The 24,163-nt window shown below is 40.6% G+C and carries 20 protein-coding genes and 1 pseudogene; 7 read left to right on the top strand and 14 right to left on the bottom strand.

Annotated elements, in window-relative coordinates; all coding sequences use genetic code 11:
• Positions 1–119: 119 nt before the first annotated feature.
• From FE392_RS16545 to FE392_RS16530, 4 genes are all read right to left on the bottom strand, one after another.
• Entirely contained in the window at positions 120–812 is a 693-nt protein-coding gene (locus FE392_RS16545) for a flavodoxin family protein (protein ID WP_319931310.1), read from the bottom strand.
• 79 nt (positions 813–891) lie between these two features.
• Complete coding sequence (glyA, locus tag FE392_RS16540) at positions 892–2,247, bottom strand: serine hydroxymethyltransferase (RefSeq protein ID WP_319931309.1); 1,356 nt, start codon at positions 2,245–2,247, stop codon at positions 892–894.
• A 14-nt stretch (positions 2,248–2,261) separates the two neighbouring features.
• Positions 2,262–3,251: an alpha/beta fold hydrolase gene (locus tag FE392_RS16535; RefSeq protein ID WP_319931308.1), complete on the bottom strand. Its 990-nt coding sequence runs from the start codon at positions 3,249–3,251 to the stop codon at positions 2,262–2,264.
• 1 nt (position 3,252) lies between these two features.
• On the bottom strand, positions 3,253–4,386 hold the full coding sequence (locus FE392_RS16530) for a hypothetical protein (protein WP_319931307.1): 1,134 nt from the start codon (positions 4,384–4,386) through the stop codon (positions 3,253–3,255).
• 1,624 nt (positions 4,387–6,010) lie between these two features.
• On the opposite strand from FE392_RS16530, the gene FE392_RS16525 reads away from it, so the two are divergent.
• A complete protein-coding gene (locus tag FE392_RS16525; RefSeq protein ID WP_319931306.1) occupies positions 6,011–7,048 on the top strand; it encodes a 3-deoxy-7-phosphoheptulonate synthase in 1,038 nt (345 codons plus the stop codon).
• Between the two features lie 626 nt (positions 7,049–7,674).
• Positions 7,675–8,129, top strand: a pseudogene (locus FE392_RS16520) (IS982 family transposase); the annotation flags it as partial.
• An 83-nt stretch (positions 8,130–8,212) separates the two neighbouring features.
• On the opposite strand, the gene cysM reads toward FE392_RS16520, so the two are convergent.
• From cysM to FE392_RS16490, 6 genes are all read right to left on the bottom strand, one after another.
• A complete protein-coding gene (gene cysM / locus FE392_RS16515) occupies positions 8,213–9,094 on the bottom strand; it encodes a cysteine synthase CysM (RefSeq protein ID WP_319931305.1) in 882 nt (293 codons plus the stop codon).
• 141 nt (positions 9,095–9,235) lie between these two features.
• Entirely contained in the window at positions 9,236–10,324 is a 1,089-nt protein-coding gene (gene cysA, locus FE392_RS16510) for a sulfate/thiosulfate ABC transporter ATP-binding protein CysA (protein WP_319931304.1), read from the bottom strand.
• Complete coding sequence (gene cysW, locus FE392_RS16505; RefSeq protein WP_319931303.1) at positions 10,314–11,180, bottom strand: sulfate/thiosulfate ABC transporter permease CysW; 867 nt, start codon at positions 11,178–11,180, stop codon at positions 10,314–10,316. The genes cysA and cysW overlap by 11 nt, the downstream gene beginning before the upstream one ends.
• On the bottom strand, positions 11,177–12,010 hold the full coding sequence (cysT, locus tag FE392_RS16500; protein ID WP_319931302.1) for a sulfate/thiosulfate ABC transporter permease CysT: 834 nt from the start codon (positions 12,008–12,010) through the stop codon (positions 11,177–11,179). The genes cysW and cysT overlap by 4 nt, the downstream gene beginning before the upstream one ends.
• The gene (gene cysP, locus FE392_RS16495; protein ID WP_319931301.1) at positions 12,010–13,047 is read right to left on the bottom strand and encodes a thiosulfate ABC transporter substrate-binding protein CysP; all 1,038 of its coding nucleotides are present in this window, start codon (positions 13,045–13,047) and stop codon (positions 12,010–12,012) included. Before cysP ends, cysT begins: the two co-directional genes overlap by 1 nt.
• A gap of 521 nt (positions 13,048–13,568) precedes the next feature.
• Positions 13,569–14,192 (bottom strand): RpoE-regulated lipoprotein, encoded by a 624-nt coding sequence (locus FE392_RS16490; protein ID WP_319931300.1) that lies wholly within the window; start codon positions 14,190–14,192, stop codon positions 13,569–13,571.
• Between the two features lie 213 nt (positions 14,193–14,405).
• On the opposite strand from FE392_RS16490, the gene FE392_RS16485 reads away from it, so the two are divergent.
• Positions 14,406–14,942 (top strand): hypothetical protein, encoded by a 537-nt coding sequence (locus FE392_RS16485; RefSeq protein ID WP_319931299.1) that lies wholly within the window; start codon positions 14,406–14,408, stop codon positions 14,940–14,942.
• Between the two features lie 101 nt (positions 14,943–15,043).
• Here the strand turns inward: FE392_RS16485 and FE392_RS16480 are convergent, their stop codons facing one another.
• Positions 15,044–15,466 carry a GNAT family acetyltransferase gene (locus tag FE392_RS16480; RefSeq protein WP_319931298.1) on the bottom strand — a complete coding sequence of 141 codons (423 nt, stop codon included), beginning with the start codon at positions 15,464–15,466 and terminating at the stop codon, positions 15,044–15,046.
• A 761-nt stretch (positions 15,467–16,227) separates the two neighbouring features.
• Between FE392_RS16480 and hemF the strand changes: the two genes are divergently transcribed.
• The 4 genes from hemF (at position 16,228) to FE392_RS16460 (ending at position 20,409) form a co-directional block, all read left to right on the top strand.
• Positions 16,228–17,136, top strand: a complete 909-nt coding sequence (hemF, locus tag FE392_RS16475) for an oxygen-dependent coproporphyrinogen oxidase (protein WP_319931297.1) — start codon at positions 16,228–16,230, stop codon at positions 17,134–17,136.
• Positions 17,137–17,526: 390 nt separating this feature from the next.
• Positions 17,527–18,579 (top strand): M4 family metallopeptidase, encoded by a 1,053-nt coding sequence (locus FE392_RS16470; RefSeq protein WP_319931296.1) that lies wholly within the window; start codon positions 17,527–17,529, stop codon positions 18,577–18,579.
• A gap of 247 nt (positions 18,580–18,826) precedes the next feature.
• Entirely contained in the window at positions 18,827–19,885 is a 1,059-nt protein-coding gene (locus FE392_RS16465) for a M4 family metallopeptidase (RefSeq protein ID WP_319931295.1), read from the top strand.
• A gap of 260 nt (positions 19,886–20,145) precedes the next feature.
• Complete coding sequence (locus tag FE392_RS16460) at positions 20,146–20,409, top strand: protealysin propeptide domain-containing protein (RefSeq protein WP_319931294.1); 264 nt, start codon at positions 20,146–20,148, stop codon at positions 20,407–20,409.
• A gap of 249 nt (positions 20,410–20,658) precedes the next feature.
• Here FE392_RS16460 and der read toward each other — a convergent pair whose 3' ends face one another.
• The 3 genes from der to FE392_RS16445 all read right to left on the bottom strand — a co-directional run bounded on the left by der (position 20,659) and on the right by FE392_RS16445 (position 24,162).
• The gene (gene der, locus FE392_RS16455; RefSeq protein ID WP_319931293.1) at positions 20,659–22,149 is read right to left on the bottom strand and encodes a ribosome biogenesis GTPase Der; all 1,491 of its coding nucleotides are present in this window, start codon (positions 22,147–22,149) and stop codon (positions 20,659–20,661) included.
• 204 nt (positions 22,150–22,353) lie between these two features.
• Complete coding sequence (bamB, locus tag FE392_RS16450; protein WP_319931292.1) at positions 22,354–23,526, bottom strand: outer membrane protein assembly factor BamB; 1,173 nt, start codon at positions 23,524–23,526, stop codon at positions 22,354–22,356.
• 15 nt (positions 23,527–23,541) lie between these two features.
• A complete protein-coding gene (locus FE392_RS16445; RefSeq protein WP_319931291.1) occupies positions 23,542–24,162 on the bottom strand; it encodes a YfgM family protein in 621 nt (206 codons plus the stop codon).
• Between the last annotated feature and the right edge of the window lies 1 nt (position 24,163).

Below are 24,163 nucleotides of genomic sequence, written 5' to 3'. Positions count from 1 at the left end.
CTCACTCATTAGAAATGATGTTAATCGCTTAAAATCAAATTAGAGTACAAGGCACAAATATCCACAATTAATACAAAAGACAGAACAGAACCCACACATTTCATTCCCACTATTAGAAATTATCTACACATATCGAGCTTTGATGGGACGTAGAATTCACCATTCTCATTCATACGATGACGCTCTCCAGGCTCGAGAACCTTTAGCGCTTTTTGTCCTGTTAGATGTTCGTATTCACGTATAAGACGAGTCATCGATACCATACGGTCAAGCATTCGACGTAGCATCTCCATTCCTTCTTGATCTCTAAGCACTTCACCTTTTTTGTCACCCATCAAGATGGCTGGAAAACCATACCCAACTAAAATCATTCGATTCAAAAGCGCGCATTGGAGCATCTGGTTGTACACTTCGACATGCCCCATTCGCCGCCCTGTAACCATTACTCCAGCCACCTTGTTAGTTAGTGTTCGGTTATGCCGCAAAAAACCAGTACCAATCCGCTCTAGGAAAGCGGACATTAAAGGCGTTGCACCAAATCCATGTACTGCACATGCGAAAATTACACCGTCACTAGCTTCCATTAGGCGGATTGCACGCGCTGCATCATCATTCTGTATGCAGGGTTCATTACGAAAATTACAATCTCCGCACGCCCCACATGGTTCAATTTTAAATTTGGCTAAAGAGAAAACATCTAGAATAATGTCTTGCTTTTCTAGGTAATGTTTTGCCCATGCTAGGGCCTGTGCATTGTTCCCATCCAGGCGCTCTGATCCATTAATAGCAACATATCTGATTTTATTCGTCATATTCTTTCCCAAAGTGTCCGATTAACCCTAATCAGAATCGACATAACATTTCCTCAACCGGAATCAATTAGTCAGTTGTTTAACCTTCTGTGTAACTGATTAAAGGGTACATTGCGCATAGTGCCTCTGTCTCTGAACGAAACAGTTCGCATACAGCTGGATTTAGCACAAACTCATGCTCATCAAGTGGCTTCACTGCCGCCAGTATTCTACAAACTAAATCAACAAGTTGGACACATCCTAATTGGTCTATGTAGCGTTGAGCCAAAGATCCCGTGCCGATACGTAATCCACTTGTGACGAATGAAGAACGAGTCTCCCCTAGTACGCGATTCTTGTTAACTATAATTCCACATTGCTCCAAAGCCGATTCAGCAATAGAACCTGTCATAGAGCCATGCAAACGAATCAGAATTGTGTGATTCTCAGTCCCCCCCCCTATAATTTCATAGCCACGTTTCTGAAATTCAATTGCCATTGCGTCAGCTGTGATTCGAATTCGGTTCATATATGCATCAAACTCTGGCGACATTGCATAACCAAAAGCTGCCGCCTTTGCAGCAATCATATTGACGGCTGGAGCTCCTTGCATCCGAGGGAATACTGCTTGTTCCAAAGTACGAGCAAAGGTTGTTTTCAGGCCTGGAACTTTTTCGTTGGCGTCACGCCCAGACATAATCAAACCACCGCGAGGTCCTGCAAGCTGTTTGTGAGTACAAGTAGTAGTTACGTGTGCGGCATTGATTGAGCTAGGGTGCCGTCCAGTTGCAACAAGCCCCGCTATGTGCGAAATGTCAGCAAGCAGAATTGATCCTGTTTCATCAGCGATTTTTCTGAACTGCTCGAAATCAACAATCCTTGAATAAGCAGTAGCGCCACAAATAATTATACGAGGGTGATGAATATGGGCTAACCTCCTCACTTCATCATAATCTATAAGCCCTTCTGATGTAGTACCATAACCAATTGATCTGTAATAAGTACCTGAAAATGTAACGGGGCTGCCATGGGTAAGATGCCCTCCATGATCTAGATTCATACCCAACAAAATATCTCCAGGCTCAAGTAAAGCTGAAAGCACCTGATAATTTGCACTTGATGCTGAATGTGACTGAACACCCGCATATTGAGCACCAAATAACTTCTGTGCTCTTCTGATGGCTAAGGATTCGACTAAATCGACATTTTTACATCCTGCATGATACCGTCGACCGGGAGTTCCCTCTGCCGTAACATTGACCAATGCAGAAGCTGACGCTACCAAAGCTCGAGGAGTAACTGCACAGCAAGACGCAACCAGTGACAATGTTCGGTGCTGACGCTTTACTTCATCATCCAAAATCTTCGAAAGTTCTTCATCTTGTATCTCTAAATCAACCAAACCTTTTTGTAGTAAACTAGCTTGGCTCTGGAGTAATTCATTATTGACAATCATTTTGTATTCCTTCTTTATTTTATTGTTCTATTACGTGTTGCAAATGAAAGCACCGTGTCCGCAACCTCTCTAGCATGTGTTCGCACGAAGTAATGTCCGCCACCGACCAAGCTTGTTGAATCAACGACATCAATAAAATTTTTCCATTTTTCTACTATATTGCTGAGCTGAGGTGTGGCAGGATCTGAGTCCCCCAATAACACCAACGCAGGTACCCCACGAACGGGGTGTTGTATTAGAGTCTTATATGCTTCTGCAGCTATTAAATGATCTTTTCTACCTCGGATTAACATTTCATCAATTTCCTTATCAATCAGCCCAGTAAATGCCCCCAGAGATCTTAGATATTGGCCCCATGTATAGTCTGAAGTTTTCTCAGATTCATATATTGCTATATCAGGATCACTCATTGGATTTGAGGCAGCGACTACAAGAGATAGTGAAGTAATCGTCGATGACATAACTGAAGCTAGGCATGCAGCCACTGCTGCTCCAGCACAATGCCCATAAATAATAAATTGATTAGCATCAATTTCTTCAATCTCGTCAGCAAGTGTACTAATCAATATAGAAAAATCTGATGCACTCTTGATTTCTAAATCACCAAAATCCACCCCAAACACACGTACTCCCTGGCTTTCGCGAAATAAATCCTTATATACGGTAGGGTCCCCTCCACCAAACGGAACTCCGATTACTACAATTGATCCACTAGAGGAGCTCTTATCGTGTAGAGGAGTAAGCCGCACACTACGCTTATTGGTTTTAGAGAGAACATACTTAGCTAAATCTTCTACTGTTGGATTTTCGAAAAGAGACACGATCTGTAAATTCCCTCCTAACCGAGATACCACACGGATAGCGTCGAAAGAATCACCACCAAGCTTAAAGAAATTATCATTTGGAGAGACAGAATCAACCTTAAGAACATCACAAAATACAGTAGTTATCCGATTCACTTCGTCGGTAAATTTTTTTTTCTTCGTTTCAATACCGTCAATCATTTCATATCCTTCTATCCGAAAGTACATCAGCTAGCTCATTAAGTAAGTCAGTTGCTGCAGCCCTATTACAGAATGTTCCTTCTATCTCCAATAGGATCTCTGAAGAATTTATTCGTTTCATGCCAATACCCACAGGAAAGGTAGAATTAATAACTTGAGATGCGGGAATTCCGCGGGGAATGGCGCCATTGATGAACAACTCGGACGCTCGACAGCATTCTAGAACTTCACGCAAAACCAAGCTATATCGTGCACAAGCCTCTAAACTAGTTTGAGGATTGTAGGAAACATGTTCTTTCCATCCAAAAGGAATGGCAAGGAGTCCTGTCATCATACCAACAGCCCTTGCTTCTTGTGGTAAACGCCAATTACGTGATGAACATACTGTATTCCCTTCCTTTACAACATCTGCTGTACTACATAACATCTCAAGAACTACTTCTATGAGTTGTTTTTCCTCATAAATAGAACCAACTTGAATTACACGCTGCAAACTTATCCGTTCAACTTGTGTATTCCATGCTAATCGTCCCACTTCTGACAATCGCAAAGCCATCATCGAATAATTATACCCTACCTCCAGTACACTATAATCTTTTGCCTTCATGAGTTGACGTTCCACATAACTACTATAGAGTTTCTGACCTTGCCTCATATTCTGTAATGCTAAATCCATCTCTCCTGCACACGCTACTTGTATTAGTTCGCTAACGACCATAAGTGTATGTTCATCCGCAAGTGCATGATGTATCGATATATAGCATTTTTGATAATCCTCCCTTAGTACGTTGTATATTGCAAATAACACTGTCCCGGATCTAACTGCTAATTGCGCTAACCGCAATGCTTTATGATCTGTTTCCCCATAACCTTCAATTAATTTAATATCAATATATTGTCCTAGTGCTTTACCCCATCCAAAAGCCACAAATTCATACAAAAATTCTCTATCCAATATTGCCTCTTTATTCAGTTTTATAACTATGGAGACTTCTTGCATAACTCCCGAGCAAAACGAATGAGCAACCACAGCTTTTGCTTCAGCACTTAGCAAAGAGTCTGTCAACGTTTGCATTACTTTCAATCGCTTTGCAAATTTTCTATCAGATATAAGAGAAAAAAATCTTTTTGACATATTCAAGTCCTCAAGGCCACTTATAATCAGTGGTAAAGACACGTATATTAAATATTATATATCATTGATTTCTATAACAAATAAATTCGATCAATTAAAAAACTTAGATAAATTAATATAATAGTTCCATTTATCTAACACCTCTTTATTAGGTGTATAATTCATAGAGTATGGCTAACAAACTATACAACCATCCCGAGTTATATATAAATTAAACATGATGAGTAATATATCAAGCGAGATTGCAACCATTCTTAAACAACTCACTTAACCATATTAATGCAAATGAATTACCCATAATTAACCTCCCACTCCATAAATAAAAAACTACCAAGATTAAGAGCATATAACCATGACTATTAAAAATGTATTGTTAAGCGATTAGCTTGCATTCTTTATTTCTATTCACATTGAAAAAAGCATTTTTTTGCATTACGAAAAAATATACATAAAATTAGGCGGTTATTTGATTTTTATTTTTAAGACCCATAAATTTCCAACATATGAAAAATAATCACCTTTTGATATATTAAACCATACCAATCCTGCTATACAGCGAGTAATGCACAATTACCACTATCCCATTGAAAATATATTTGATTTATTAAAATTTATACTAGGGTATTTTTCATTGATATATAGATATTACAACTAGAGATTTTTTACAAAATTTTAAAAACTTACTAAGTTCCTATTTTAAAATAGTAAACCCCTCACATCTAGTACTTACTTTTCCCGTGTGATGAGCGGGATAAGTAATACTCCTATGATTTTAAAATGCATTTACAATCGTTCAGTTAAATATTCATATCAATGTGATAACAGCAAAATAAAATAATCATAATAAAAAAGACCACAAATATAAACCAAGATGACATTCTCTGCTAAATATTATTAATATTAAAACAACAACCTTGATGAACATTTAATTCCCACAATATTATTGTAAATAAATTTATAATTATCATGATATATATCTCATAATTCTAACAATGAAAATTATAGATAATTTTGCAACTATTAATCCGAAGTTCCTAATCTCACTCTACTTGGATTCACATATTAACCCTTTCTTTTACACAAGCATTGGTTCTTTATCAAAAGTTATACTTCTTCTAATTTACAGATTAATAATTAAAATTCAGTCTTTTATTACAAACTCTGAAATATATATTAATTGTGACAAGCGTCTCATTTTTTTAATTTTTATTAGAGAATTAGATTACATTTAAGTAACAATCAATGTACCATCTTTAAATTACATAAATAATAAAATCACTTAAAACCAAACCTTCAATAAATTAAATATATTCATTACTATACAACATAGCTATCCATGCTGAATTACAAAACCATTAAAAGTTAATTGTTGTTTAAAAGAAAAGCCACATAATATATCAATTCAACTACTTAATTGTAAGTAAATAATATAAATATTTATCATCTGCAACCTGGGCGAGAAACATTTTTACACTTAACATGCTTGGCACGCACAGAACATATGTCAATGAAATAACAATTTCACTTCAACTTACTATTGACTAGATTATTTTTTAATGTTTATTGAAGGATATTAAGACCATGGAAAAAGAATATTTGCTCGCCATACCTTCAGAGGTTTAATATGAATTATAACCACTTTCAATTCTTCTCAGAATTACCTGCACCTAATAAATTACTTTCTAAAATAGAGATCAACCATAAATTGATATCACATATCAATAACAGCAGGAAGACTGTTAAAAAAATTTTAAATGGAGAAGATAAAAGATTGTTAGTAGTTATTGGCCCTTGCTCTGTGCACGATGAAGAAGCATGTCTAGACTATGCTTGGAGATTAAAGAGCATAACGCAACAACATAAAGATTCATTATTTATTGTCATGAGAACCTATTTAGAAAAACCTAGAACAACATTAGGATGGAAAGGTTTTATTTGTGATCCTAATTTAGATGGTTCTGCTAACTATATAGATGGATTATACCGTTCACGAAAGCTTCTTTATAAGATTAATCAAATGGGTATAGCTACTGCTACAGAGATTCTTAACCCATATTTATACCCTTACTATGCTGACTTAATTAGTTGGGCTGCTATCGGCGCAAGAACAACAGAATCACAACTACACAGAGAACTCGTATCTGCATTACCTTATGCTGTTGGTTTTAAAAATAATATTGATGGCAACATTCAAATAGCTATAGATGCTATTAAAACAGCTAATCACTCACACGTAACTTGTAACATTAACAATTCTGGTCAACTATCACTGATGTCCACATTAGGCAATCAGCACGTACATGTAATCCTTCGAGGTGGAAAGGAACCCAATTATCATGAAACTGACATTTTACAACTTCATGAAGAGCTTAAAAAACAATATGTTAACCAAAGCATCATGATAGACCTAAGTCATGGAAACAGTCAAAAAAACCATAAACAGCAACTAATAGTTGCCGAATCTATATGCCAGCAAATAGGAAAAGGTTTTATATCCATAAGAGGTGTAATGGCTGAAAGCTTTATTGAGGAAGGCAATCAGCCATTGAGCAATTCTTTAGTTTATGGGCAATCTATTACTGACGCTTGTTTGAGTTGGCAAGACACTATGATACTAATTAATAGGCTTCATGAAACAATGAAAAAACACCAAGTATTGTAGCACTAATATAGTAATGTCACTTTTTGATGTTGGTGACCACAGTAATTGTCAACATAGTTGGCACCATTAATTAATTTAAGCGGCCTGATTTTCTCACTCAGGATTCAAAGCCATTGTACTTACCCATTGCCAGTTTTTTGTGCTTCGCGACCAGCGTTCCGGACGAGTGAGCTTAGCTTGACAATAAACAGCATTCCGTTGTTTTAAAATCATTTTGTCTTCGCCTCTGTGCCTTTGATCCAGTGTTACATAATTTAACCTTATATCTTGATTATCACTTTTGCAGAGCGATGATGCAGGGCGTGCAAAAACGGGATGATCCGTTAGGCGAGTGACTAAGAATACGGATGACCCGATGTGGCCCCATGAAAGCCATAGTTGCTTTAGCTAACAAGCTGACCCGAATTATCTGGCGTATTCTGACAGATGAGGTTGATCATGATATGAAAAAACGGCTATCGGCCCTGCAATAACCTGAGTAAAACCTAGGTAATCATATACCGATGACGGATGAGAAGGAAACAGGGTGCGGATGACATCATGGCGCGGGCAAATAAGCCCATTATGACGCCAGATATATGGTAGCAAACCGTATCGACTCAATGCTTGCACAACCGGGGGGCGTCCATATATGGTTCTACGATTTTAAGCTTCATATGATTGTTAATCATCAGGGTGAAATCGTTGCCGTAAAACTGACGCCCGCAAATATTGAGGATAGAGCTCCCGTTAAAGCGCTCTCAAAAGGGCTTTTAGATAAACTTTATGCGAATACATCAGCAAAGCATTAGCAGAAGACTGAGAAGCAAAAGGGATAACGTTGGTGACAGGGCAACGAAAAAATATGAAGCTCAAGCTGTTAGCCGCTTGGGATAGGGCCATGTTAGCAAAGCTATTTATTATTGAAACAATTAATGATCAGCTCAAGAACATTACTCAAATTGAGCATTCACGTCACCGCAGTTTACACGGTTTTATGCTGAATTTACTGGGCGGGTTAATTGCCTATTGTTTGAAACCGAAAAAGCCATCACTAAATATCACCCATGCTGAAAAAACAGGACTTCAGGTGATGACTTAAACCGATCTCAAGTTAAGTAAATAAAAGTTCCTCTGATGCGAAAAGGATTTTTTCTTTACCGAGTCAATTAAAAAAGACAGATATTAGTTAAACACCCCTGTAGACAAATACCGATCACCACGATCACAAATCACTGTCACAATAACCGCACCGGGGTTTTCAGCCGCAATACGCAGTGCGCCAGAAACGGCTCCCCCCGAACTGACACCACAAAAGATCCCTTCTTTCTGTGCCAGTAAACGCATAGTGGTTTCAGCTTCTTCCTGTGTGATATCCAAAATCTGATCCACCAGCTCTTTTTGATAAATACTGGGCATATAGGCCGGAGACCAACGTCTGATACCCGGAATATGACTATTATCTGCTGGCTGTAACCCTGTGGTGTGAATGCTGCTTGATTGAGATTTTAAATAACGGCTCACGCCTGTAATGGTGCCGGTCGTTCCCATGCTGGAAACAAAATGGGTCACTTTCCCTTGTGTTTGCTGCCAAATTTCCGGGCCAGTGGTATTGAAGTGTGCCAGTGAATTGTCCGCATTATTAAATTGGTCGAGCACTTTGCCTTCGCCATTTTTTTCCATTTCTTGCGCCAAATCCCGCGCGCCTTCCATTCCCAACGCTTTGCTGACCAGAATTAATTCAGCGCCGTAAGCCCGCATTGAGGCTTGCCTTTCAAGGCTCATATTTTCGGGCATCAATAATTTCAAACGATATCCCTTCACCGCGGCAAGCATAGCCAGTGCAATGCCAGTATTGCCGCTCGTTGCTTCAATCAGAACATCACCCGGCGCGATTTCCCCACGCAATTCCGCTCGCTGGATCATTGAAAGTACTGCCCTGTCTTTTATTGATCCCGCAGGGTTGTTGCCTTCCAGTTTGACCCAAATTTCCGCATCGACACTTTCCGTAAGCCGTTGTAGTTTGACCAGAGGTGTATTACCTATAAATGTTTCCAAGCTTGCCACTGCATTACCTAATTTATATTCATATATGAATGGATAAACAAATAATCACATTCAGAAAACCGTAGCAATATATTGAGCGAAAAAAAAATCCCTGTCCCCCGGAATAAAGGGAACAGAGATGCAATGGTAATCGTAAATAAATCAGGCGGATTCAGCCAGTCTCATCACTTTTAACGGAGATTCCCCCGCGTATAGACGCGCTCCCGTGCCACCAATAAAATAATGATCCCCCCTAACAGGAATTGATGAATCATCCATCCAGACAACGGATAAATAATCATCTCCCCACCCTATGGGTTGAACGTAGACAAGCGAAAAATGTCCGCGCGGGCTGACTTCCATAACCTGAACCGGCAAAGGGCAAAAGGTGGTCTGCTTGCTGTTGAGTCTCATATCCCAAGGTCGGAAAAAAACATCAACTTCACCTTGATGCAGCGGCTTCCCATTCAATGGGAAAATGCTGCCGCCTATCCAAAGCTGGGAACCCCTAACCTCACCTTGCAGTTTGTTAACCTCTCCCATAAATTCAAGGACAAATCGGCTATCTGGCTCCCGCCAGACCTGATGGGGCGTACCAACCTGCTCAATGCTGCCCTGTTTCATGAGTACCACCCTATCAGCCACTTCCATGGCTTCTTCTTGATCATGGGTGACAAATACACTGGTGAATTTCAGTTCTTCATGAAGCTGGCGCAACCAACGGCGCAATTCTGTTCGCACCTGCGCATCCAGAGCACCGAAGGGTTCATCCAGCAAGAGGATTTGTGGTTCGACAGCCAGTGCCCTTGCCAATGCCACACGCTGTTTCTGCCCGCCAGAAAGTTGTGACGGATAACGTTCAGCCAAATGGGATAACTGCACCATTTCAAGCAATGCCATCACCTTGCGGCGCAATACTTCGCCATTAGGGCGCTGGCGGCGAGGGAGCACACTCAGGCCGAAAGCCACATTATCAAACACGGTCATATGGCGGAATAAAGCGTAATGTTGGAATACAAACCCGACCCGCCTGTCTTTCGCGTGTATCCGGCTCACATCCTGCCCGTGGAATTTCAACTGGCCTGCACTTTGTTGCTCAAGACCCGCAATTATCCTCAGTAATGTCGTCTTGCCAGAACCCGATGGGCCAAGCAGAGCGATCATTTCACCAGATTCAATATTCAGCGAGATTTCATTTAATATTTGAGAGCGGCCAAAAAATTTGCTGATTTTATTGATTTCAATACTCATATTCTGCTCCTGCTCTACTCTGACGGCTCAAACGCCATTGCAAGGCACTTTTAATAATTAAAGTGATAATCGCCATCACGGCCAATAAAGCGGCAGCGGCAAATGCACCGACAGTGTTGTAATCCTGATACAGCAATTCCACCTGCAAAGGCAGTGTATAGGTCTCACCCCGAATTGCGCCGGAAACTACAGATACAGCGCCAAATTCGCCAATTGCCCGGGCATTGGTCAGAACGACCCCATACAGCAGCGCCCAGCGAATGTTTGGCAGTGTCACACGCCAAAACATTTGCCAGCCAGAAGCCCCCAATAGCATCGCGGCTTCATCTTCTTGGCTTCCCTGACTCAACATCACCGGTACCAGCTCCCGAACAACAAACGGGCATGTCACAAATACCGTTACCAACACCATTCCCGGCCATGAAAACATTAATTGAATGTCATAAGTCCCCAGCCAATTTCCCATCCAACCATTGGCACCATAAAACAAAAGATAAAGCAGCCCGGCCACAACCGGCGAAACGGCAAACGGAATATCAATTAATGTCAGTAAAAGTTGCCTGCCGGGAAATTGAAAACGTGTTACCAGCCACGCGGTCGTTACGCCAAAAACCAGATTGATGGGAACCGTGATAAGCGCGATGAATATCGTCAGCCAGATAGCATGCAACATATCGGGATCGGCGAGATTCTGGATCAAGATATCCAGCCCCTTGGAAAAGGCGGTCAGGAAAATCCATGCGATCGGGATCACTAGCAAGAGCACTGAGAAAAGGATGCCTGTACCAATCAGCAACCATTTTCCCCAGTTTCTGGAAGAGCGCTGCGCCTGTGTGTATTCGGTAAACTCAGTCATGATTGCCCCCCTATCCGTTTACCAAAGCGGCTTTGTATGACATTGACGCTAAATAGCAGTAATAACGATGCCGCAAGGATGACGGATGCAATCGCACTGGCAGCCGGATAATCAAATTCTTGCAAACGGACAAAAATCATCAGGGATACCACTTCAGTTTGCCACGCAATGTTGCCCGCAATGAAAATAACAGCACCAAATTCCCCCAGACTTCGCGTAAATGAGAGCACAGTTCCGGCCAGCAATGCCGGTGAAACTTCAGGTAAAATGACCCGCCGGAAAGTCTGCCAGCCGCTCGCCCCCAATGTCTGTGCTGCTTCTTCATATTCAGGGCCAAGCTCTTCAAGTACAGGCTGTACAGTACGCACAACAAAAGGCAGGCTGGTAAATGCCATGGCAACAGCAATGCCCAGCCAAGTGTTGGAAACTTTGATATCAAAATTGCCAAGCCAGCCGCCATACCATCCGGTTGTTGAAAACAGGGTTGCCAGCGTTAAGCCCGCCACGGCCGTCGGCAAGGCAAATGGCAGATCCATCAAACCATCAAGCAGGCTGCGCCCCCAAAATCGATAGCGGGTTAAAATCCATGCCATCAGCATGCCAAAAACCATATTGAACAAGCTGGCAACGGCGGCGGCCAACAATGTCACCTGATAAGCGGCAACAACTTGCGGATTGGCAATCACCTGCCAATATTGCGCCCATGTCATGCTGGACAACTGGAGAGTTAATGCACTCAAAGGCAATAACAAAATAAGGCAGATATAAAATAAGCTACTGCCTAAACTCAGCCCAAAGCCGGGCAAAACGCGTTTGTTAAACCCCAGCATTATTCACGTCCTTCAGCCAATAGCTGTTCAAGTATGCCGCCCGCACTGAAATGAGTTTTCATTACCTCAGGCCAGCTACCGAATTGTTCTTCCAGACGAAATAGTTTGGTGGCGGGAAAATCGGCTTGATGTGCCTGCATAACTTCTTTATCCAGCACCCGATAATTGAAACCGGCGATAATTTGCTGGGCAACCGGGCTATACAAATAGTTCAAATACGCTTTCGCCACTGCTTCCGTGCCGTTTTTCTCGATATTTTTGTCTAGCCAAGCTACCGGAAATTCAGCCAGAATATTCACCGGAGGCATGATGATTTGGTAATTGTCTTCACCATACTGCTTGCGGATGTTATTGACCTCTGATTCAAAACTAATCAAAACATCCCCCAGCCCCCGCTCAATAAATGAAGCCGTTGCCCCACGCCCGCCGGTATCAAACACCGTGACATTCTGCAAAAAACGCTGCATCAGTTGACGAACCTTCTCGGGTTCATGTGGATTTTGTTGCTGAAAAGCGCCCCATGCCGCCAAATAGGTATAACGGCCATTGCCTGATGTTTTTGGATTCGGGAACACCAGCGCGACATCATTGCGCACTAAATCGTTCCAAGTCTGGATATTCTTGGGATTATCCTTGCGGACTAAAAAAGCCATGGTGGAATAGTATGGAGAGCTGTTATTCGGCAAGCGCTGCTGCCAATCGGCCGGAATGAGATTGCCTCGCTCATTCAAGATTTGGACATCGGGAACTTGGTTATAAGTGACCACATCGGCCCGCAATCCATGCAAGATAGCTAATGCCTGTTTGGATGAACCCGCATGGGATTGTTTAATGGACAATTTATCTTGCGGATTTTGTTTATTCCACTGTTTTTCAAATTCGGGATTCAGGCTCGAAAACAATTCCCGACCAATGTCATAGGAACTATTCAGCAATTCGGCAGCCGAGGCATTGGCACTCCAGATGCTGAGACAACCCCAGACTAGCAGGGCAACCCATCCACCCAATAAGTTATTTTTGATTGTTACGCTCTTCATCCTACACCCTGCCCATCCCGCTATTTGATAGCTATGTCTTCTATCAATAACTGTGTGTTCTATGCCCAATAGATTTCAAATTGCAGCGTGGCAGCAAGTGAGCAGACCCAGATACATGAATAACTCATTAATCGGAAAGCGTGAACATAGCCAACAGAGCAGCAACTTGAAAGATGCAAGGTATACTGTATCCAGAATATTTATAACAAGGTAGCTTACTAAGCCCTGTTTTATATACCGAATTTTTATGAGAAATGATGAAATGCAATAAGATGCAGAAAAAATGTAACGGGGTTAATTTGAAAGGAGAAGCAAAGGAAATTGCAGAGATGCTTGATGAAAATGGCGGAAATAAACATTGGGTAGGAATTGAGTAATAAGTAAATGATTGTTGCCCCGCCCATCAGGCGAGGATTCACCGAGCCACAATTAAAAATGAACAATATTTTTAACTAAACGCAATGGCCATTACAGCCCTGATTCAGGGCCGTCTTGCCAGAATGAAAAACATATTCGATATATTATGCCTTCCAGATTATCTTGGAGACTTTCCATTCCTTCAAAATATCATCCGAAGGCATGAGCTCTTTCAATCCATCCCAAGTACCGCTGAAAACATAGCTCACATGCTTACTTTGTGGAGCAGTGCAGATCACTGTCGGTTGGATGGAGAAATCATCAGAGCGTTGGCATGCGCCAAATGCTTTATCATACAGGTCAGCAAAAGGAGTCCCGATTTTCGCTCCCCAAGCTGTTTTAATATTCGAATCCAAGATGTCAATGCGATTAACTTTGCCCTTGTTTAAACCATAAAATTCGAGCTTGACTTGATTGTCTTCCATTCCCTGAATGATGCTGATTAATTTGCCATCTTTGGTTTCCATGCCGCTGCGCAGACGATACTTTCCACCCAACCCTTGTTCAATCGCAGATTGCGTCATATTTGTCTGTTTACTGATTTCTCCCAATCCTTGTCCAGAAACTTTCAATGAATTGCCAAACCAGTTAAGAGGCGACAGCGAAGGCCATGAAACTCTCATTGTTCCTCCGGCGCAGGCTGTTAACAATAATGAGCATCCCACTAACCCAGTGGCCATAAAAATGCGTTGTTTTGAAAATACATTGGATGCAAAAAATTTATCCATCACTGTTTCCTACCTTAGTCTTTGCAAGCTGTAACCTGTTTATCAGACCACACTCTCAGAAAAACATTCAGTTGTGAATATAAAAACAGTTCCTCAACACAATCCATAAAAGAGACATTAATGATGCAATGATTGCAGAACTGTTTACAAAACGACCTATATTATTTCTATATCAATATTTTCATCTGTTTTCAAACGAAACTGGAGTGCTTTATGACAAATTATGTGATGATGGCAGTATTTATAACCACATTAAACGCCTTATATATGCCTAAAGCGTTATGTATATCCAAGGCATTGTCCACTAACAAAGCCTCATGCACGCACAAGTCATCATGCATAACCAAAGTATTATGCAAAAAAAAATTGTGCAAAAATGCGCGACAAAAAAAGTTAACGAAAACACTTAATAGCCCTGCCAGCCATCATAATGCATTAACTCACAGTTTATCTAAAAGTAAAAACAGCCGTGATTTAGCCCAAAATAAAAACAATAATGATCAAAAAGCGTGCACCAAATACCAAATGCCTCCGGGATGGGGTGAATGGGCAACAAAAAATGACTTATCCGAAATTGAAGACTTTTATGTATTTAAAGATGATAAAGGAGATATTCAGGTCAAAATAGTTCCTGTCGAAAATGATGACACCTCGTATCCCTTAATGCCAAAAGACCTGTTAATTATAAAAAACAACCAGTTAAAGCAGTTAAAGGACTGGATGAGTTCAATAATCGAAAAGATAATATAAAAACCATAGATAAATAGTGGAATGGCACCTAACTGGTTTATATTTATAGTTTTTATATTCCCTGCTGTTACTTTTTATACCACCATAATATAGAAATATATTTAATCAACAATTAACCGTTTGCTGAAAATAACATTTTCTTGCCCCAAATAATCATATTCCATTTTTTCACACATACAAATAGTTACATCGTTTTCTTCTGGAACCATAATCACAATGCTTGGGCATCCTCTCGCCAATAATTTTTTCTCCAGGCGAGAGACCAATGCATTGGCGATACCCCTGCTTCTGAATTCAGGATGGACCCCCAGATAATAAGCATGACCACGATGCCCGTCATAGCCCCCCATCACTGTGCCAACCACTTCTCCAGCAACTTCAGCAACCAGAAATAAATCAGCATCATGGGTTAGCTTGCGTTCAATATCAGTTTCTGGGTCATCACCAGAATTAATCAAATCACAGCGTTCCCAAAGTGTGATCACGGCTTCAAAATCATCTTGCCGAAATACGCGAATTTCCATCGTTAGCCAGCCTATTTAATAAGCAATTTAATCAGTGTTAATTATCACTGCTTTTATTTTGGAATCAATGCGAAAGTGTTTTTACTGATACCTGTAAGTACCTGTAAGTATATGGACAGTAACCAAAATGAAAGCAGACATTGAATGTAGTTAATGTTAGTTTCATATCTTGGTACTTGTCCATGATTATCATTTAAATATAAAAATCAAATGATTAAGATGTTGCCTCAAACTGTACATTTTCCCCGCACTGACTGGTGTTTCTTCATTCTGGCAACACATAGTGTAAAAGTTACGTATAAATTTCGTATAAACAGGTGAATAAATAACTCAAATGCTCATGGTAGGTAGGATCAGAAAAATCAGTAGTAAAAAATTTCCCTCTCACTATGAGTCGTCCTGTTCTTTCTGAATAAGCGGGTGCTAGATACGGCTCTATCCGTACCCATGCATCATCGGGAATGCCGTAGCGAGTCAACAACTTTTTCCAATTATGAATCCAGTTAGATCAGAATATTAGGCTATCTGCCAGCCCCTGCAATCCCCTCTCACAATAATGATTCTGATCAAAACCAATTTTACCTACTGACCACGTTTTATTAATCATAACTTCTTTCTTTTCTTCCACATTGTTCTTATCTTATGTTCTGTTTATAGGTTTGTTCAGTGTTCAATGTATAAGCAATTGTATAAACAAACAAAAATTAATCTCGTCGAAAACAAGACTTATTTAAACAATATCAAATGGTTATGCTTTCATTATGAATATACCTAATCTATCTCAAGTGAAAGATTTTTTCCTCTCATTACAGGACAGAATCTGCCAGCAACTTGAACAAATTGATGGACAATCAGTCTTCATGGAAGATCACTGGCAGCGGGAAGAAGGTGGCAGTGGGCGCAGCCGCGTGTTAACCAGCGGTAATGTTTTTGAACAAGCAGGCGTTAATTTTTCCCACGTGATGGGAACGTCATTGCCCGCTTCAGCGTCAGCTCAACGTCCTGAATTAGCGGGTCGCAGCTATCAGGCAATGGGCGTATCTCTGGTTATTCACCCACAAAATCCCTACGTCCCAACCAGCCATGCAAATGTTCGCTTCTTCATTGCAGAAAAAGAGGGAGAGCCTCCTGTTTGGTGGTTTGGTGGTGGTTTTGATCTCACACCTTATTATGGATTCAAAGAAGATGTTATTCACTGGCACACCGTTGCCAAAAATTTATGCCAACCATTTGGTGATGACATTTATCCCAAATATAAAGAGTGGTGTGACAACTATTTTTTTCTAAAGCACAGAGGTGAACCACGCGGCATTGGTGGCTTATTTTATGATGATTTGAATACGCCAGATTTTGATACCTGTTTTAAATTTACACAAGCTGTCGGCAATGGATTTTTATCTGCCTATTTGCCAATTGTAGAAAGAAGAAAAGATATTGTATGGGGTGAGCGCGAAAGACAATTCCAATTGTATCGCCGAGGCCGCTATGTTGAATTCAATTTAGTTTGGGATAGGGGAACTCTTTTTGGCCTGCAAAGCGGTGGCAGAACGGAATCTATATTAATGTCTATGCCACCATTGGTGCGCTGGGAATATGGCTATTCCCCAGAGCCTGATTCTCCAGAATTTGAATTATATACTTCATTTCTGATAAAAAAAGATTGGGTATAACAACTCAAGACAGGAATAGAGATTTAATGGATTATATATTCCTGTCTTGATTGCTTGCGCTTAATAAAAGCATCTATTCTTCATTAGATAATTATCAGCGTACTGATAAAAATATTTATTTTTTTCATTGGCAAAACCCTGTCATAAAAAATCAATACCTAACCTAATGACTCACTTGTTAATTATGGTTAATATCCAAATCGGGCCCACAAAACAAACACAACATCTATACCCTATAGATTTCGAGTTGCATCAAGGCAGCATGGAATTTTATTCTCGGAAACGTAGATAGTCAGATGTTTATAAAAATAGTGACCGAGGTAAATGAACGCCGCCAATAACGAAGCAATTTGAAAGACAACGGGGATAACTATAAAGAAGGATATTCTTATGGATAATAATCAAATCAACAAATACAGTCTGATCCCTCCTTTTGTTTTGGAAAATATCTCTAGCGACTGTGATGAATGTACAGGTCAATATGTATCAAAAACGCTGGATCATGTTTATCACTTAATGGATTATCGACTTGAAGAAGATATGGCCCTGCTGAAAAATGAGGTAGGATCTGATAATAAATTAAATCGTACAATTTATGACGCTCATAATAAAGAAGACTTTCCGGGGGAAGAATTAGCCCGCAGCGAAGGCATGCCTGAAAGTGACGATATTTCTGTTAATGAGGCATACAAATATCTTGGCATAACATATGAATTCTATAAAAATATTTTTGACCGGAATTCACTGGATAATGAAGGAATGAAGTTAATTGCCACCACTCATTATGGTGAAAATTACCTCAATGCCTTTTGGGCCAGAAAGCAAATGGTATTTGGGGATGGAGACGGAAAATTCTTCAACCGCTTCAGCTCTGCTATTGATGTTATCGCTCATGAGTTAACTCATGGTGTCATCGAAAGTGAAGTCAATCTGCATTATAGCTATCAATCCGGTGCATTGAATGAATCGATTTCTGATGTATTTGGCATTATGGTAAAACAATATGCCAATAATCAAAAAGTTAATGATTCAAACTGGTTGTTGGGCCAAGGTTTACTTGGGCCTAAGTTCAATCCGGATAATCGTTCCGATATTGCATTACGCAATTTCATCAACCCTGGAACGGCTTTTTCCGAAGACATCCAAGTCGGCCATATGGATAAATTCCAAGAACTCCATATCACAAAAGATAATGGCGGCGTTCATATAAACTCAGGCATCCCGAACAAGGCATTTTATCTGGTGGCTATCGCCCTTGGAGGATACGCTTGGGAACGAGCAGGAAAAATCTGGTATGAAACTTTGCTGGATAAACGGTTGTCTTCCTCTGCCACATTCGATGACTTTGCCAAGCTGACAGTGACAAATGCTGACAAACTATTTGGTGATAAAGTTTCAGAGATTGTCAGCAATTCTTGGAAAGAAGTCGGTGTGCTGCTCTAACGCAAACTCCAAAAAATATTAATAGAATATCAATCAACCCAATAAAACTAATATATAGATAAATATAAAATAATGACAGATGGGTTAAGGATGACCCATCATTATATTTATAAGTTAATAATAAAAAGGATGAGAAAACTATATTTAGATTAGTGGAAAAGTAGAAAATACCACTATTTGGATTAATACTTAATTTATAGCTCCCGAGGATAATTATATGTGCCATAGCTAAAAAAGGGGAATTTTTATGCTAAATAATCAAATTAAATTAAATAAATCAGGTATAATCCCACCTTATTTATTGGAATATGTCGTTAACATTTGTGATCAAGATGATAAGAGCTATATATTAAAAACATTACACCATGTATATAATCTAATGAGCAATTATGCTGAAATGGAAATCCCAGCACCCGACTATCAACCCGGATTTGATAATCAATTAAATAGAGCAATTTTCAATGCAGAAAATAGCGACCGTTATCCGGGGGATAAATTAATTTTAAGTGAAGGAATGGGCCACGTTTCCGATACAGCAGCAAATGAAGCTTATGATTATTTAGGTAAGACCTATGAATTTTATAAAAAAATTTTTGGACGCAATTCCATTGATAACCAAGGCATGAAATTAGTCGCTACTGTTCATTATCAAAACAACTATATGAATGCTTTTTGGGATAACAACCAGATGGTTTTTGGTGATGGCTACTCACCCTATTTTAATTGTTTTACCTCTTGCATTGATATCACAGCCCATGAGTTAACCCACGGAGTAACTGAAAATGAAGCAAGCCTTGATTATGCTTATCAATCCGGTGCATTGAATGAATCAATTTCCGACGTGTTTGGGATCATGGTAAAGCAATATGCAAACAAGCAAAAGGTAAATGAATCTGATTGGTTAATAGGCCAAGGGATATTTGGCCCCGCACTCAATCCCGACAATGACCCCGCTGTTGCTTTACGCTCATTCAAGAGCCCCGGGGAAGCAAATCCGAAAGATAACCAAGTAGGGCATATGAATCAATATAAAGACCTGCCCTTTAAAGATGACAATGGGGGAGTCCACAAATATTCAGGTATCCCCAATCGGGCATTTTATTTACTGGCAACAGAATTGGGCGGCTATGCATGGGAGCACGCGGGGAAAATCTGGTATGAGACATTATTGGACAAGCGTTTATCTCATAAGGCCAACTTTAATGATTTTGCAGTGTTGACCGTTGACAATGCAGAAAAATTATTTGGTAAAGCGCTTTCAGGTATCGTAACTCACTCTTGGCGTAGAGTTGGTATATTACTTTGAAAAAAATATCTCCCTCTTATAATCAAAGGCTAAGGAAAGCTTTTGATTTTATTTTTTATCTATCTCCTGCCAAAAATACTCTGTTAATTCAATTTTTCATTCCACTCTATTTGATACTCATCAATAAAAGTTCATACCGGCCTATCCATTAATTTAATTATTCTACATATTAATGCATCACTATAAAAAATTTACATTTTTAGTAGTGACTAATATTGTTGATTTGGCTAATATTTAAGTTATGGCAAATAGATAAAAACATGGCAACTGATAAACAAGGTATTATTATGAAAAAAAATAAAAAAGGTAAAAAAAACATAATTCCACCTTACTTACTGGAATATATTGCGAATAATTGTGATAGCAGTGATAAAAAATGTATATTGAATACACTAGAGCATGTTAATGAATTAATGAAGAAATCAGCTAAGGAAGCCCCTCACCCACCGAAAGACAAGCCTGTAATTTATAACAAAAAAAAACCTCCTGAAACCGAAAATACCTGTCCCTCATCAGGGAAGTGAATTTTGTGCTGAAGCCAAAACTGCTAAAACATTAGCATTCGATTGGCAGCTTTGGTCCCCGTATTTTTCGATGAGCAAGCGAGTGTAGCCAATAAACATATAACATAAATAATGACGGTTATATTCCAATTATTAGTAACAGTATTAAAAATCCGAAGCTAGTTTAAAGCTAAAAAATAATTAAAGATTAAAAATAGTTAAGGGCTAAAAATAGCCCTTAACTTTATTATATTGTTTTATTTTAGCACATTAGCGTTTTTTCATATGTTCCATCAAACGCTTACGCTTACGAAGCTGAGTTGCTGTCAATGTATTTTTCTTGCCTGCATAAGGGTTTGCTCCTTCCTTGAACTGGATGCGAATAGGAGTACCCATGACTTTTAAAGAACGACGGAAGTAGTTCATCAAATAACGCTTATAAGAATCTGGCAGATCTGTAACTTGGTTGCCATGAATCACTACAATCGGTGGATTATATCCCCCTGCATGGGCGTATTTCATTTTCACCCTGCGGCCACGGATCATCGGCGGCTGGTGATCATCTTCCGCCATACGCATGATACGGGTTAACAAGGAAGTGTTAACACGGCGGGTTGCACTGTCATATGCTTCCAAAATGGACTCAAATAAGTTACCAACACCGCTGCCATGCAAAGCTGAAATAAAGTGAACGCGTGCAAAGTCAACAAACCCCAGACGCAAATCCAGCATATCTTTAACGTGCTCTTTATCTTCCTGACTCATGCCATCCCATTTATTGACAGCAATAACCAGCGAACGACCACTGTTAAGGATAAACCCAAGCAAGGAGAGATCCTGATCGGAAATACCTTCACGGGCATCGACCACCAGCAGAACAACGTTGGCATCTTCAATTGCCTGAAGGGTTTTGATTACAGAAAACTTTTCAACCGTTTCAGTCACTTTTCCACGTTTACGAACACCAGCAGTATCAATCAGGATATATTCACGGCCATCTCGCTCCATTGGAATATATATGCTGTCGCGGGTTGTCCCGGGCATATCGAACACCACTACACGCTCTTCTCCCAAGATGCGGTTGGTTAATGTGGATTTACCCACATTTGGGCGGCCGACAATGGCAAGTTTCAGAGGCAAGGTCGTAGGATCAAAGTTATCCTCTTCTTCCTCTTCAATAAAAGAATCTTGTTCCGCTTGCTCTATTTCTGCCCAATAAGCCGCATTGGCCTCTTCTTCTGTTAATTCAACTTGTTCTGTTTCTTCTTTATCAGAAAAAGGTAACAAGACTCGTTCAATCAGCTGCGTTACACCACGACCGTGGGAAGCCGCGATGGAGTAAATATCACCCAATCCCAATGAATAGAATTCAGCAACTGAAGTTTCAATATCAATGCCATCGGTCTTATTCGCAACCAAGAAAGTCGCTTTTTCACGGCTGCGCAAATGTTTTGCAATTGCGTGATCGGCCGGCATTAAACCTGATCTGGCATCGACCATGAAAAGAACGATATCCGCCTCTTCGATAGCCATCAAAGATTGCGTAGCCATATGTGTTTCTACGCCCTCTTCCGTACCATCAATACCACCCGTATCAATGATGATAAACTCCTGCCCTTCAACCTCTGCCCGTCCATATTTACGGTCGCGGGTTAAGCCTGGAAAATCCGCGACCAGTGCGTCTCTGGTTCGGGTCAATCGGTTAAATAAGGTGGACTTTCCAACATTGGGGCGACCAACCAGCGCAACGATAGGTATCATTTTTGATGCCTCATGACTAAATGTAAATCGATATCCTACTGAAAGTAAGCGGCCCAATATTGCTCACAACATTGCTTACTCGCTACAACTTTGTTCACTACAATAGTGCTCACTACTGCAAGATACTAAAAAGACGAAACGGCCCCTGTTACTGTCAGCACAGGAGCCGTGTGTATTATGTACAGCTTAAAACATATTCTGGAATTAGCGGGTATACAGGTAAACTGTCCCGTCCTTCGCTTGTACCATCAGTTTATCACTGGCAACAACTGGGCGGCTCAACAAGCCTGAACTATCCACCTTGTTCTGAGCCACAAATTTGCCATCAGTTGTATTCAACCAATGCAAATAACCTTCACCATCACCAACAACCAGATAGCCATTATACATTTCCGGTGCGGTTAAGTTGCGATGCAAAAGCTCGTCTTGCGCCCACAAAGTGATCCCATCGCTCTTGCGCAAGGATAAAACCCGGCCATTTTGATCAACAACGAAAATATTGTCATCAGTCACAGCCATATCATTCACAGAGCCAAGATCGCGTTTCCAGATAATTTGCCCTGAACGCATGTCCATTGCCACTAAATTGCCGTTGTAGGCGATGGCATAAACCATATTGTTGGAGATGACAGGCGTCATATCAACATCGTTCAGACGAGCAATTTCGGTCGCGCCTGTCACTTGGGAAATGCGTTGCTGCCAAATCAGTTGCCCCTGAGAGAGCAGAACAGCACTGACACGGCCATTATCACCACCCACAATGGCTGCCCCAAAAGCGGTAGCCGGCGCTGATTCACCACGCAATGACAATGGTGGTGTATCCATATTGACAGACCATTCAATCTTGCCATCTGTTTCGCTCAACGCTTGCAACATACCATTGCCGGTGTGAATCAAAACAAGGCCATCGGCCACAACAGGACGTGACAGCGCTTCACCAGCAACGGTGGATTCCCACTCAATATCACCATTGGCAGTATTCAGAGCGATGACTTTCGCTTTTTCTGTACCGACATAGAGACGATCACCGGACACAGTCAAGCCACCAGAAAGCAGTGCGGGCAGATTAGCTGACAGGAAACCTGTTTTTTCAGACAAATCAACTGACCACAGTTCTTTTCCGCTGTCTATATCAAACGCTTTAATAAGCCCTTTGCGATCAGCAGCATAAATTGTCGATCCCTGCCAAGCAGGTGACAAGTGAGAATAAAATTCACCAATTCCGTTCCCAACGGATTTATCCCAAACAACATGGGGATTGAATTGATTTTCAACCTTCGGCAACGGTGACATTGTTACCGTATCCTGTTCCCTTGAACAACCAGCCAGCAGAACAGAAGCAACCAGCCCAACCAAGAGTGTTTTTCGCAGTTGCATTAGAAGTTGGCTCCCTTAGTTGGATAAATTATTAAGTTTAATTTTCATGAATTCTTTCATTATTTGCGGGCCCTCAGCTCCAAGCCCTTTGGAATATGCTGCACGCGCACCAGCAATATCGCCTTTTTTGGCCAGAACATCACCACGGATATCCTCAACGACAACCATCCAGCCTTTGCCTTTGACTTGTTCCAGAGTTTTCAATGCAGCATCGGTTTTATCTTCCGCCAATTGAACCCGGGCCAAACGCAGGTTAGCAATAGATTGCATGTCACCATCTTTGGCTTTGCCTGATGCCGCCAGCAAATTTTTCTCTGCCTGAGCCAAGTTATTTTGCTCAACAGCCTGCTTTGCCAGTTCCAGATCGGTCATGACACCGTAAATGTTATTCGTTTCATTAGCGAACTTTTCTGCCGCAGCAATGCTTTCTTTCGACCCTGATGCCAGCGATTTGTTCATTTTTTCAAATGACGCTGCTGTTTCATACAATTGGTTTGTCTGATGGCCCTTCCAGTAATTCCAGCCAACCAATGCACCAATGCCCAGAATTAAACCAACAGCAAGGTATTTACCGTTGGTGACGAAAAAACGCTTTATCGCGTCTACTTGTTCAGTTTCAGTGGTATAGACTTCCACA

This window comes from Xenorhabdus santafensis (genome assembly GCF_033949405.1).
Classification (GTDB): Bacteria; Pseudomonadota; Gammaproteobacteria; order Enterobacterales; family Enterobacteriaceae; genus Xenorhabdus; species Xenorhabdus santafensis.
This window is presented reverse-complemented; position numbering and strand designations above follow the sequence as displayed.

Coding starts and splice junctions, on each gene's coding strand:
- FE392_RS16545 (WP_319931310.1), bottom strand. CDS start 812: ATGACGAATAAAATCAGATATGTTGCTATTAATGGATCAGAGCGCCTG.
- glyA (WP_319931309.1), bottom strand. CDS start 2,247: ATGATTGTCAATAATGAATTACTCCAGAGCCAAGCTAGTTTACTACAA.
- FE392_RS16535 (WP_319931308.1), bottom strand. CDS start 3,251: ATGATTGACGGTATTGAAACGAAGAAAAAAAAATTTACCGACGAAGTG.
- FE392_RS16530 (WP_319931307.1), bottom strand. CDS start 4,386: ATGTCAAAAAGATTTTTTTCTCTTATATCTGATAGAAAATTTGCAAAG.
- FE392_RS16525 (WP_319931306.1), top strand. CDS start 6,011: ATGAATTATAACCACTTTCAATTCTTCTCAGAATTACCTGCACCTAAT.
- cysA (WP_319931304.1), bottom strand. CDS start 10,324: ATGAGTATTGAAATCAATAAAATCAGCAAATTTTTTGGCCGCTCTCAA.
- cysW (WP_319931303.1), bottom strand. CDS start 11,180: ATGACTGAGTTTACCGAATACACACAGGCGCAGCGCTCTTCCAGAAAC.
- cysT (WP_319931302.1), bottom strand. CDS start 12,010: ATGCTGGGGTTTAACAAACGCGTTTTGCCCGGCTTTGGGCTGAGTTTA.
- cysP (WP_319931301.1), bottom strand. CDS start 13,047: ATGAAGAGCGTAACAATCAAAAATAACTTATTGGGTGGATGGGTTGCC.
- FE392_RS16490 (WP_319931300.1), bottom strand. CDS start 14,192: ATGGATAAATTTTTTGCATCCAATGTATTTTCAAAACAACGCATTTTT.
- FE392_RS16485 (WP_319931299.1), top strand. CDS start 14,406: ATGACAAATTATGTGATGATGGCAGTATTTATAACCACATTAAACGCC.
- FE392_RS16480 (WP_319931298.1), bottom strand. CDS start 15,466: ATGGAAATTCGCGTATTTCGGCAAGATGATTTTGAAGCCGTGATCACA.
- hemF (WP_319931297.1), top strand. CDS start 16,228: ATGAATATACCTAATCTATCTCAAGTGAAAGATTTTTTCCTCTCATTA.
- FE392_RS16470 (WP_319931296.1), top strand. CDS start 17,527: ATGGATAATAATCAAATCAACAAATACAGTCTGATCCCTCCTTTTGTT.
- FE392_RS16465 (WP_319931295.1), top strand. CDS start 18,827: ATGCTAAATAATCAAATTAAATTAAATAAATCAGGTATAATCCCACCT.
- FE392_RS16460 (WP_319931294.1), top strand. CDS start 20,146: ATGGCAACTGATAAACAAGGTATTATTATGAAAAAAAATAAAAAAGGT.
- der (WP_319931293.1), bottom strand. CDS start 22,149: ATGATACCTATCGTTGCGCTGGTTGGTCGCCCCAATGTTGGAAAGTCC.
- bamB (WP_319931292.1), bottom strand. CDS start 23,526: ATGCAACTGCGAAAAACACTCTTGGTTGGGCTGGTTGCTTCTGTTCTG.